General features: G+C 60.2%; 4 protein-coding genes, 3 rRNA genes and 1 pseudogene. 7 read left to right on the top strand and 1 reads right to left on the bottom strand.

Annotated features, from left to right (window positions below):
- Window positions 1–49: 49 nt before the first annotated feature.
- Entirely contained in the window at window positions 50–787 is a 738-nt protein-coding gene (locus AC1DD7_RS01810) for a maleylpyruvate isomerase family mycothiol-dependent enzyme (protein ID WP_477513555.1), read from the top strand.
- Window positions 788–799: 12 nt separating this feature from the next.
- Here AC1DD7_RS01810 and AC1DD7_RS01805 read toward each other — a convergent pair whose 3' ends face one another.
- Window positions 800–2,329: a DNA-3-methyladenine glycosylase 2 family protein gene (locus AC1DD7_RS01805; protein WP_477513554.1), complete on the bottom strand. Its 1,530-nt coding sequence runs from the start codon at window positions 2,327–2,329 to the stop codon at window positions 800–802.
- 94 nt (window positions 2,330–2,423) lie between these two features.
- Between AC1DD7_RS01805 and AC1DD7_RS01800 the strand changes: the two genes are divergently transcribed.
- From AC1DD7_RS01800 to rrf, 6 genes and pseudogenes are all read left to right on the top strand, one after another.
- Entirely contained in the window at window positions 2,424–3,071 is a 648-nt protein-coding gene (locus tag AC1DD7_RS01800; protein WP_477513778.1) for a DNA-3-methyladenine glycosylase, read from the top strand.
- Between the two features lie 99 nt (window positions 3,072–3,170).
- The gene (locus tag AC1DD7_RS01795; protein ID WP_477513553.1) at window positions 3,171–5,399 is read left to right on the top strand and encodes a HelD family protein; all 2,229 of its coding nucleotides are present in this window, start codon (window positions 3,171–3,173) and stop codon (window positions 5,397–5,399) included.
- A gap of 37 nt (window positions 5,400–5,436) precedes the next feature.
- A pseudogene (tyrS, locus tag AC1DD7_RS01790) lies at window positions 5,437–6,735 on the top strand (tyrosine--tRNA ligase); the annotation flags it as partial.
- A gap of 530 nt (window positions 6,736–7,265) precedes the next feature.
- Window positions 7,266–8,786, top strand: a 16S ribosomal RNA gene (locus tag AC1DD7_RS01785).
- A gap of 544 nt (window positions 8,787–9,330) precedes the next feature.
- Window positions 9,331–12,474: ribosomal RNA gene (locus AC1DD7_RS01780) — 23S ribosomal RNA — on the top strand.
- 183 nt (window positions 12,475–12,657) lie between these two features.
- Window positions 12,658–12,774 (top strand): 5S ribosomal RNA (gene rrf / locus AC1DD7_RS01775).
- The 16S, 23S and 5S rRNA genes sit together here, the layout of an rRNA operon.
- Window positions 12,775–12,782 lie beyond the last annotated feature (8 nt).

The raw sequence follows: 12,782 nt of genomic DNA, 5'->3' as shown, positions 1-12,782 counted from the left end.
AGGCCTATCTGCCACGGGGTGCCGTCCCGCTGTGCGTTAACATGGCGCTATGACCGCAATCACAGCTGAGACGCTGCCCGCAGAGCTTCACAAAGCCGCTGACGTCGTCACCCGCATCCTTGCCAAACTCGATGACGCTTCGATCCCGGAACCGTCCGAGCTCCCGGACTGGACCCGCGGCCATGTTCTGGCCCACCTCGCCGGAATTGCGAACGCCATGGCCAGGCAACTGGAGTTCGCCCGGCGTGGCGAAACCATCGAACTGTATGACGGTGGAGTTCAAGGCCGCACGAAAGCGATCGAACTTGCCGCCGGGCACAGCCTTCAGGAACACAAGCAGTCCGTGGAAACCGCCTTGGCGCGGGCGCTCTCAGCGTTCGACGCCTTGGGACCCGACGACTGGGCTGCACGCATCAGTTACCGGAACGGAACAGTCCTCGACGGCGGTCTGGCGCTGTGGCGCGAACTCGTCATCCACGCTTCGGACGTGGGTTTGGGCTACGGCCCGGAAACCTGGAGCCGCCCCTTCTGCGAGCACCTGTTCACGTTCCTCGAAGCACGCGTTCCGGAGACGTACAAATTTGTCTTGCAGCCCACAGGACTGCCGCAGCGGGTCATCGGCCACGGGGGCACATCGATTGCCATTACGGGCATGCTCACGGACATTGCTGCATGGCTCGCCGGCCGCGAACCGAGCCTGGGAAGCCTGCGAGCTACCGCGGCTGCCGACGGCGTCGACTTGCCGGACCTGCTCCCATGGCCCACTGCACTTCCCGCAGCCCGCTAGGCCGATCTTCTCTCACGTCCTGACGCTTTTGGGCCGATCTTCTCTCACATCCTGACGGGTTTCAGGCGATGCGTCGTTGGGCTTTGCTGCCGCCCGCCACAAGTGCATGGTTGCGTAGGACCGCCAGGGGCTCACTTCCCGGAAGTCAGAGCTGAGGCCCGGGCCAGGCGGGAGGACTTTCAACCCGTTTCGAACTGCCGCGTCATTGCCCAGGAAAATGTCCGGCGCTCCGAGCACCCGCATGGCGACGTACCCTACAGTCCACGGCCCAACTCCTGGCAACGGCAGCAGCTTGCGCTCCAGCGCTGCAACGTCGTCGCCGTAGCCAAACTCAAGGGCCCCTGTGGCCATAGCTTCGGCCGCAGCAATGACGGACTCGATGCGACGCCGGGGTCCCCGCAGCAGTTCGCGTCCGTGTCCGGCGATTTCAGTCGGCGTCGGAAACAGCCGCTCCAGCCCGGGGGTGGGGGTCTCGGCGAGGGAGCCAACAGCGGACAACTGTGTCAGTGCTGTTCGAGCAGCAGCAACTGTGACCTGCTGACCAATCATTGCCCTGACAAGCAATTCCTGGGGGTCCACTGCTCCCGGCACGCGAATTCCGGGAATCGCCGTGATGCTCCCCGTGAGCCGCGGGTCTGTTCCCAGTGCTTCGTCGATTGCCTGTGGGTCCGCGTCCAGGTCGAACAACCTCCGGACGCGGCTCAACAACGCAGGAAGATCGTGCAGGTCCACAGCCGTGGCCGTCAACTGCAACGATTTGCCCGACGTCGAGGGGCTGTAAACCACGGAGAAAGAGGCCGTGCTTCGGGGGAGGCGGAGCGTGCGGCCATAGCTCCTGGTTCCGTCGGCTTCGGTACGTGCCACTTCAATTCCGGGCACCGCACGGACGGCCAGGAAGTCGAAGATGCCTGGATCAAATGGTTCCCGGTAAGGCAGGTTAAGCGTCAGGGCAGTCGGCGCGGCAGCACCCCGGCGAGCGCCGGACTTTGCGCCTGTGGCACGCAACGCCGTCGGGGTCATCGCAAAAACCTCGCCGATGGTGTCGTTGAATTGCCGCACGCTATTGAACCCCGAGGCGAAGGCGACATCGGCGAGGAGCATGTTCGTTGAGACCAACAGCGTCCTGGCCGTCTGCGCCCTGCTGGCCCGTGCCAGTGAGAGCGGGCCGGCGCCCAGCTCATGGCTAAGGATCCGGTTGAGCTGGCGCGCTGAATAACCCAGACGGTGGGCCAGACCGTCGACGCCCTCGCGGGTGATCACGCCGTCGTTGATCAAACGCATTGCACGGCCGGCAACGTCAGATCGGATGTTCCAGGCCGGTGTTCCGGGGACAGCTTCAGGGAGGCATCGCTTGCAAGCGCGATACCCGGCTTCGTGGGCAGCGGCCGAGGTTTCGTAGAACGTGACGTTCTCGGCCTTCGGCGTCCGGGCGGGGCAGGACGGCCGGCAGTAGATACCAGTCGAGCTGACGGCTGTGAAGAATTGCCCGTCGAAGCGGGTGTCGCGGGCGTCAATTGCCCTGTAGCGCTGCCAGAAGTCCATTCCCTCATCCTGTCAGGAGTCCACGTCCGCTGCTAGCGGAAATCGGACATGGCCGTTGCACGATTTTTGCTAGGGTCTGGGCATGAGCTCGTCCATGGAGAAGGGAGTCAGCGATCCCGAAAAAGTGCGTAAGTTCCTTGAGGGCGACCCCCGTGCCATCGCTCCACTGATCCTCGGCGCAGTGCTCACCCACTACTCCGAAGCCGGTCCGGTCGCGGTGAGGCTTACTGAAGTGGAGGCGTATATGGGCCCACGCGATTCCGAACACCCCGATCCCGGATCGCACACTTTCGGCGGTCCCACGGCCCGTAACGCGCCCATGTTCGGACCGCCAGGATTCCTGTACGTCTACTTCACCTATGGCATGCACTACTGCGCCAACATCGTCTGCGGTCCCAAGGGTTCACCGTCTGCGCTGCTCTTGCGGGCCGGCGAGATTGTTGAAGGGGAGGGGCTTGCCACTGTCCGAAGGCCTGCCTCCAAAACGCACAAGGACTTGGCCAGTGGACCGGCGCGCCTAGCCTCCGCTTTAGGACTTACGACGGCGGACACGGGCCGTGACGCGCTTGCGTCACCGTTCAGCTTTTGGTTGCCTAAGACGCCGGCAGCGGCGGTGGCCAGCGGACCGCGGGTTGGGGTGGCTGGCCCCGGTGGAAGTACGGACTATCCCTGGCGTTTCTGGATCGAAGATGATCCAACGGTGTCACGGTACAAAGCGGCGCGGCCACGCAACAGGGCGTGAACTTTGGCCGCTGGTCCGCCATATGACCTGGACCCCACGCGTTTACCAAAATCGCTGTAGAATGGACGGTCTGTCTTTTGCGATAGGGGTTACGGTTCGATGCACGACGCTGATTTGGTCCACGAGCAGGAATACGTTGCTGGGCTATATGCCCGGCTCGATGAGCTGCGCGAAGAAAAGCGCGCCCAGCTGGCCCAGGTGCGCAAGGCTGGTGCAGTGGGAACCATGCAAAACGTCTCCGAACGTGACGCGTTCGCCGCGCTGTATGAGGACCGCCTTGCCCAGCTCGACGCCGTCGATGACCGTCTGGTTTTCGGCCGCCTGGATCTGGACTCGGGTGAGGCTCAGTACATTGGCCGCATCGGGTTGTCTACGGCCGATCTGCAGCGGCTCATGGTTGACTGGCGCGCGCCCGAAGCCGGCCACTTCTACCAGGCCACCGCATTCGACCGCCAAGGTGTGCGCCGCCGTCGACACCTGATACTGCAAGGCCGCGACGTGAAGGCGATCGAGGACGATGTCCTGGATGCCGGGATGCTCGCGGACAACGATTCCCTGCAGGGCGAGGGCGCGCTCCTTGCGGCACTGAATTCCAAGCGCACGGGCCGTATGTCCGACATCGTGGGAACCATCCAGTCGGAGCAAGACAGGATCATCCGTTCCTCGATCTCGGGGGCGCTCGTCGTACAAGGTGGTCCGGGAACGGGTAAGACCGCAGTGGCACTGCACCGCGCCGCCTACCTCCTGTACACGCACCGTGATCGCCTTAAGAGTGCCGGCGTGCTGCTGGTGGGACCGTCGTCGTCCTTTATGCACTACATCGAGCGTGTGCTGCCGTCGCTGGGCGAGACCGGCGTCGTCATGGCCAGTCTTGGCCGGCTCATGCCCGGAATCCACGCTGTTCCCGAGGAAGATCCCGACGTCGCGGCCCTCAAAGGCAAGCTCGACATGGCCACGGTGGTGGCCAACGCTGTAGCGAACCGGCAGCGCACGCCTGCAGAAGACCGCATTCTCGAAGTGGATTCCCGCAAGCTGACGCTGACCGTCCGTCAGGTCCGCCGGGCACGGGAAAAGGCCCGGGCCACCGGCAAACCCCACAACGAAGCCCGGCTGACGTTCGTCAAGATCCTGCTCCGTGAGCTCACGGAGCAACTGACGGACCTCGTCGAGGAATCGAACATCGGCAATAACGCCGATCGCGCCTACCTCGCCGAAGACGTCCGGTCTGCCCGGGACGTCCGTATCGCATTGAACCTGTGCTGGATGCCGATGACACCGGAGAAGCTGATCTCCGAGCTCTTCAGCAAGCCTGCCATCCTGGAAGCCTGCACGCCGCACCTCACACCGGAACAGCGATCCCTCCTGCAGAGGCCCGTCGATGCTCCCTGGACCGAGGCGGACGTGCCGCTCCTGGACGAAGCTGCCGAGCTGCTCGGTGAGCTGGACCCTGCCGCGGGCAGGGGACTGGCCCAGCAGGAAGCCGACCGCGCCCGTGATCTCGCCAATGCCAAGCAGACCCTGGCCAACATGGAAGCCATGGGCGTGGATGTCCTGGTGAGCGCCGAAGAACTGGCAGACCAGAACCAGGAACGCGAGAACCGGCTCACCGCAGCCGAGCGCGCCACGAGTGACCGTTCCTGGGCTTTCGGCCACATCGTGGTTGATGAGGCACAGGAGCTTTCGGCCATGCAGTGGCGGCTCCTCGTGCGTCGCTGCCCGTTGAAGTCCTTCACGATCGTGGGGGATATCGCCCAAACGAGTGCCGCGGCCGGCGCCAATTCGTGGCAAAGCGCGCTGGCGCCGTCGTTCGGTGACCGCTGGCAGCTCGAAGAGCTCACCGTCAACTACCGCACGCCGTCCCAGATCGCGGAAGCCGCTGTCCGGATGGCCAACCGCGCAGGCCTTGTGGTCTCAGCTCCGAAGGCCGTGCGCGAAGGCAAATGGTCGCCCATTGTGGACCGCGTCGAAGCGGACGGAATTGTCTCCCGCCTGATCGAGGTCCTGCCCGAGGAAGTGGAAGCAATCGACGGCGGCCTGCTGGCTGTGATCGCCGATGGCCCACTGCTGCCGCAGGCGGCTGCGGCGCTGCGTGAGATCTACGGCCGGCGCATCGGCTCAGGAGCCGGAAGCTACGAGCAGGACATCGTGGTCATCAGCCCCAAGGAAGCGAAGGGCCTGGAATTTGATGGCGTCATCGTCCTGGAACCAGCCGCCATGCTCAATCACGAGCACGGCAAGGTGGGCGACCTCTACGTCGCCATGACCCGACCCACGCAACGGCTCAGGCTCATCGCTGCGGCACCGCTGCCTGCCGGCATTGAACGCTAGGAAAAGCAGGCTCAACAATCCTGCTAACTTAGAACTCGTGTCACACGTAAACAACATCGAGTCCCAGCACAACGATCCCGCCTTTGCCAACATCTGGCAGGAGCTCAAATGGCGCGGCCTTGTCCACGTTTCCACCGATGAAACGGAACTGGAAAAGCTGCTCGCCGGGGACCCGATCACGTATTACTGTGGCTTCGACCCCACCGCCCCGTCCCTTCACCTGGGTAACCTGGTGCAGCTCCTCCTGATGCGTCGATTGCAGCTGGCCGGCCACAAGCCGCTCGGCCTGGTTGGCGGGTCCACGGGCCTGATCGGCGATCCACGTCCGACGGCGGAACGCACCTTGAACACCAAGGACACGGTTGCGGAGTGGGTCGGCTACCTCCAGGGCCAGGTGCGCCGTTTCCTCAGTTTTGAGGGCGACAACGCCGCGCGCATGGTCAACAACCTGGACTGGACGGCGCCGTTGAGCGCCATCGACTTCCTGCGTGAAATCGGCAAGCACTTCCGCGTGGGCACCATGCTGCGCAAGGATGCTGTCGCCTCGCGGTTGAGCTCCGACGAGGGCATCAGCTACACCGAGTTCAGCTACCAGATCCTGCAGGGCATGGATTACCTCCAACTGTTCCGCGACTACGGCTGTACACTGCAGACGGGTGGCTCGGACCAATGGGGCAACCTCACCAGCGGCACCGAACTCATCCGCAAGGTGGAGGGCAAGAGCGTCCACGCCCTGGGTACGCCGCTCATCACCAACTCGGACGGCACCAAGTTCGGCAAGAGCGAGGGCAACGCCATTTGGCTGGACCCCGAAATGTGCAGCCCGTACGCGTTCTACCAGTTCTGGCTGAACACGGCCGATGCCGATGTTGTCGATCGGCTGAAGGTCTTCACTTTCCTTTCACGTGCGGAAATTGATGAGCTTGGCCAGTCTGTTGCTGAGCGCCCCTTTGCCCGCGAAGGCCAGAAGAAGCTTGCGTTCGAAGTCACCTCGTTGGTGCACGGGATCGATGCGACCGAAAAGGTCATCGCGGCTTCCGCAGCCCTATTTGGCAACGGCGACCTCACCGTCCTGGACGAGCACACGCTGGAATCAGCGACGGCGGAACTTCCGTCCGCGAAGATCAGTGCCGACGGTCTGGGCATCATTGACTTGCTCGTGGCCTCCGGTTTGTCCGACAGCAAGTCGGCCGCCCGTCGGACCGTGGGGGAGGGCGGCGCCTACGTGAACAATACGAAGGTGTCCGATCCCGACGCCGTCATCGCCCAGGACGAGCTCCTGCATGGCCGGTACCTGCTTCTTCGCCGGGGCAAGAAGAACCTGGCGACCATTGAGCGGGGGTCATCCTCTGCGCGCTCGCTCGTGCCTCGCTTGGACGCGCGCTGCCGGATGACCCCGCCCCCGGTTGTTCTCTCACATCGTCGGTGTTTTCGAGCATCCTTCTCTCACATCCGGATGTGTTTGGACCGTTCTTCTCTCACATCGGGGCATGTTTGGGGGTCGTTCTCTCATGTCCTGTCCTGTCGGTTCTTGGTGTGGGGTTGGGAACGTTCGACGGCGGTGGCTGGTTTTGGTGTTGGGCGGCCGGGTGGTGGGGTGTTGGCTGGTGTGACGGGCTTCACGGGTGGTTGTTTTGGTGGTTTTGGGGTGGTTTTGGGTTTGGGTGGCCCTGTTTGGCTTGTGTTTTGCGGGGTTTTTGGTTGGTGTGGGGGGTGGATTTGTGTCGGGGCTGGTGGGCGTGTAATGTCTTCTGAGTCGCCGCTGCGCACCCCCGTGTGTGGTGGTCTGGTTTTCAGCTGGTTTCGAATTTTGTGCAGCCGCGTCTTGCCGTTATTTCCGGTGGGTGTGGTTGTGTCTGTTATTTTTCAACGGAGAGTTTGATCCTGGCTCAGGATGAACGCTGGCGGCGTGCTTAACACATGCAAGTCGAACGATGATCCCAGCTTGCTGGGGGATTAGTGGCGAACGGGTGAGTAACACGTGAGTAACCTGCCCTTGACTCTGGGATAAGCCTGGGAAACTGGGTCTAATACCGGATACGACCATCTGGCGCATGTCATGGTGGTGGAAAGCTTTTGTGGTTTTGGATGGACTCGCGGCCTATCAGCTTGTTGGTGGGGTAATGGCCTACCAAGGCGACGACGGGTAGCCGGCCTGAGAGGGTGACCGGCCACACTGGGACTGAGACACGGCCCAGACTCCTACGGGAGGCAGCAGTGGGGAATATTGCACAATGGGCGAAAGCCTGATGCAGCGACGCCGCGTGAGGGATGACGGCCTTCGGGTTGTAAACCTCTTTCAGTAGGGAAGAAGCGAAAGTGACGGTACCTGCAGAAGAAGCGCCGGCTAACTACGTGCCAGCAGCCGCGGTAATACGTAGGGCGCAAGCGTTATCCGGAATTATTGGGCGTAAAGAGCTCGTAGGCGGTTTGTCGCGTCTGCTGTGAAAGACCGGGGCTCAACTCCGGTTCTGCAGTGGGTACGGGCAGACTAGAGTGCAGTAGGGGAGACTGGAATTCCTGGTGTAGCGGTGAAATGCGCAGATATCAGGAGGAACACCGATGGCGAAGGCAGGTCTCTGGGCTGTAACTGACGCTGAGGAGCGAAAGCATGGGGAGCGAACAGGATTAGATACCCTGGTAGTCCATGCCGTAAACGTTGGGCACTAGGTGTGGGGGACATTCCACGTTTTCCGCGCCGTAGCTAACGCATTAAGTGCCCCGCCTGGGGAGTACGGCCGCAAGGCTAAAACTCAAAGGAATTGACGGGGGCCCGCACAAGCGGCGGAGCATGCGGATTAATTCGATGCAACGCGAAGAACCTTACCAAGGCTTGACATGAACCGGAAAGACCTGGAAACAGGTGCCCCGCTTGCGGTCGGTTTACAGGTGGTGCATGGTTGTCGTCAGCTCGTGTCGTGAGATGTTGGGTTAAGTCCCGCAACGAGCGCAACCCTCGTTCTATGTTGCCAGCGCGTTATGGCGGGGACTCATAGGAGACTGCCGGGGTCAACTCGGAGGAAGGTGGGGACGACGTCAAATCATCATGCCCCTTATGTCTTGGGCTTCACGCATGCTACAATGGCCGGTACAAAGGGTTGCGATACTGTGAGGTGGAGCTAATCCCAAAAAGCCGGTCTCAGTTCGGATTGGGGTCTGCAACTCGACCCCATGAAGTCGGAGTCGCTAGTAATCGCAGATCAGCAACGCTGCGGTGAATACGTTCCCGGGCCTTGTACACACCGCCCGTCAAGTCACGAAAGTTGGTAACACCCGAAGCCGGTGGCCTAACCCTTGTGGGGGGAGCCGTCGAAGGTGGGACCGGCGATTGGGACTAAGTCGTAACAAGGTAGCCGTACCGGAAGGTGCGGCTGGATCACCTCCTTTCTAAGGAGCTGCTAACAGCTGTGTTGTTYGCCTGCATGGGTGGATGACGGGTTGTCAGTGTTGCCCATTGCGCAGGCGYATGTTCTGCGGTGGGTGCTCATGGGTGGAAACATCAACGAATCAATTTTTTGGCATGGCCTTWCCGGTTGTGTCCTGGTGTTAGTACGGCGGTGCCGCGTCTCCTTGKGGGGTGTGGTGGTTGCCTGGAACGCGCCGGGGCGTGGTTTGTGTGGGTTGTGTTTGGCGCACTGTTGGGTCCTGAGGCAACAGGACCTTTTTGCAGCAATGCATGGGGGCATCTTCTGGTGTTTCTTTTGTTCCTGCTTCCGGTATTGCCGGTCACTGTTTAGCGGCTCCGCTCCTTTTGTGGGTGTGTGGGTTGTGGTGTCCGGGGGTCTGGTTGATGGGGTTGTTGTTTGAGAACTACATAGTGGACGCGAGCATCTGGAACACACACGTGTGTGTGTTCCTACAGCAATTTCTTATGAATGAACCTGGCCCTTAGYGGTCATGGTTCTCTCGAGTAAGTTTTTGATCTTTGTGTGGTCAAGTTTTTAAGGGCACACGGTGGATGCCTTGGCATTAGGAGCCGAAGAAGGACGTAGGAATCTGCGATAAGCCTGGGGGAGTTGATAACCGAGCGTTGATCCCAGGATGTCCGAATGGGGAAACCCCGCACAACGCTGCAWGGTGATTGTGTGACCCGCATCTGAACACATAGGGTGCGTGGGGGGAACGCGGGGAAGTGAAACATCTCAGTACCCGCAGGAAGAGAAAACAATAGTGATTCCGTTAGTAGTGGCGAGCGAACGCGGATCAGGCTAAACCGTTTCCATGTGTGATAGCCGGCGGGCGTTGCATGGGCGGGGTTGTGGGACTTTCCGTACTGGTTCTGCCGGACTGGTGGGGTGTGTAGTGCAGGCATAGGTGAACGGTCTTGAAAGGCCGGCCAGAGAGGGTGTGAGCCCCGTAACCGTAATGTTGTGTACCGCCTGGAGAGGATCCCAAGTAGCACGGGGCCCGAGAAATCCCGTGCGAATCTGTCAGGACCACCTGATAAGCCTAAATACTTCCTAATGACCGATAGCGGACCAGTACCGTGAGGGAAAGGTGAAAAGTACCCCGGGAGGGGAGTGAAACAGTACCTGAAACCGTGTGCTTACAATCCGTCGGAGCCAGTCTGATTCTGGTGACGGCGTGCCTTTTGAAGAATGAGCCTGCGAGTTAGTGTTACGTCGCGAGGTTAACCCGTGTGGGGTAGCCGTAGCGAAAGCGAGTCTGAACAGGGCGAGTGTAGTGGCGTGATCTAGACCCGAAGCGGAGTGATCTACCCATGGCCAGGTTGAAGCGACGGTAAGACGTCGTGGAGGACCGAACCCACTTCAGTTGAAAATGGAGGGGATGAGCTGTGGGTAGGGGTGAAAGGCCAATCAAACTCCGTGATAGCTGGTTCTCCCCGAAATGCATTTAGGTGCAGCGTTGCGTGTTTCTTGCCGGAGGTAGAGCTACTGGATGGCCGATGGGCCCTACAAGGTTACTGACGTCAGCCAAACTCCGAATGCCGGTAAGTGAGAGCGCAGCAGTGAGACTGTGGGGGATAAGCTTCATAGTCGAGAGGGAAACAGCCCAGACCACCAACTAAGGCCCCTAAGCGTGTGCTAAGTGGGAAAGGATGTGGAGTTGCGAAGACAACCAGGAGGTTGGCTTAGAAGCAGCCATCCTTGAAAGAGTGCGTAATAGCTCACTGGTCAAGTGATTCCGCGCCGACAATGTAGCGGGGCTCAAGTACACCGCCGAAGTTGTGGATTTCACACAGTACCCTAGCCTTCGTGGTTCAGGGGTGTGGAGTGGTAGGGGAGCGTCGTGTGGGCAGTGAAGTCGCGGTGGAAACCAGCGGTGGAGCCTACACGAGTGAGAATGCAGGCATGAGTAGCGAAAGACGGGTGAGAAACCCGTCCGCCGAATGATCAAGGGTTCCAGGGTCAAGCTAATCTGCCCTGGGTAAGTCGGGACCTAAGGCGAGGCCGACAGGCGTAGTCGATGGACAACGGGTTGATATTCCCGTACCGGCGAAAAACCGCCCATGCCAAGCGGGGGATACTAACCGCCCGGAGCCTGCCCTATCACCCTTGTGGTGTGTGGGTTTTGGCCGAGCGCGGGACCTGATCCCGGGAGGTAAGCGTATTAACAGGTGTGACGCAGGAAGGTAGCCGGGCCGGGCGATGGTTGCCCCGGTCCAAGGATGTAGGGTCAGGGATAGGCAAATCCGTTCCTGTGTGTTTCGAGCACGATCCTGAGATCTGATGGGACCCCCGTWCGGGGGGATCCGGTGATCCTATGCTGCCTAGAAAAGCATCGACGCGAGGTTTTAGCCGCCCGTACCCCAAACCGACACAGGTGATCAGGTAGAGAATACCAAGGCGATCGAGAGAATTATGGTTAAGGAACTCGGCAAAATGCCCCCGTAACTTCGGGAGAAGGGGGGCCTGCCCCGTGATACAGACTTGCTCTGTGGAGCGGGTGTGGGCCGCAGAGACCAGGGGGAAGCGACTGTTTACTAAAAACACAGGTCCGTGCGAAGTCGCAAGACGATGTATACGGACTGACTCCTGCCCGGTGCTGGAAGGTTAAGAGGACCGGTTAGCCCCTTGCGGGCGAAGCTGAGAATTTAAGCCCCAGTAAACGGCGGTGGTAACTATAACCATCCTAAGGTAGCGAAATTCCTTGTCGGGTAAGTTCCGACCTGCACGAATGGAGTAACGACTTCCCCGCTGTCTCAACCATAAACTCGGCGAAATTGCAGTACGAGTAAAGATGCTCGTTACGCGCAGCAGGACGGAAAGACCCCGAGACCTTTACTATAGTTTGGTATTGGTGTTCGGAGTGGCTTGTGTAGGATAGGTGGGAGACGTTGAAACCCGGACGCCAGTTCGGGTGGAGTCATCGTTGAAATACCACTCTGGTCACTTTGGACATCTAACTTCGGCCCGTGATCCGGGTCAGGGACAGTGCCTGATGGGTAGTTTAACTGGGGCGGTTGCCTCCTAAAAAGTAACGGAGGCGCCCAAAGGTTCCCTCAGCCTGGTTGGCAATCAGGTGTCGAGTGTAAGTGCACAAGGGAGCTTGACTGTGAGAGAGACATCTCAAGCAGGGACGAAAGTCGGGACTAGTGATCCGGCGGTACATTGTGGAATGGCCGTCGCTCAACGGATAAAAGGTACCTCGGGGATAACAGGCTGATCTTGCCCAAGAGTCCATATCGACGGCATGGTTTGGCACCTCGATGTCGGCTCGTCGCATCCTGGGGCTGGAGTAGGTCCCAAGGGTTGGGCTGTTCGCCCATTAAAGCGGTACGCGAGCTGGGTTTAGAACGTCGTGAGACAGTTCGGTCCCTATCCGCTGCGCGCGCAGGAAATTTGAGAAGGGCTGTCCTTAGTACGAGAGGACCGGGACGGACGAACCTCTGGTGTGTCAGTTGTACTGCCAAGTGCACCGCTGATTAGCTACGTTCGGATGGGATAACCGCTGAAAGCATCTAAGCGGGAAGCTCGCTTCAAGATGAGATTTCCATACACAATTTGTGTGAGAGGCCCCCAGCCAGACCACTGGGTTGATAGGCCGGATGTGGAAGCGAGGACCAAAGACTCGTGAAGCTGACCGGTACTAATAGGCCAACAACTTACACCACACACAAACACTGCACGCGTCCACTATGTGGTTCCCGAACAACAACCCGTTGCTCACAGGAACAAAAACCACAACTAAATACACAACACCACAGGACCCTCAACACCGAGGGAACACACATGTTGTAACCACACAGTCTTCCCACCCCACCACCCAAACCGGTGCGGGGAACGGGTAACAAGGTTACGGCGGTCATAGCGTGGGGGAAACGCCCGGTCCCATTCCGAACCCGGAAGCTAAGACCCACAGCGCCGATGGTACTGCACCCGGGAGGGTGTGGGAGAGTAGGACACCGCCGGACACACATTA

Source organism: Paenarthrobacter sp. 10L412 (assembly GCF_056395565.1).
This window is presented reverse-complemented; position numbering and strand designations above follow the sequence as displayed.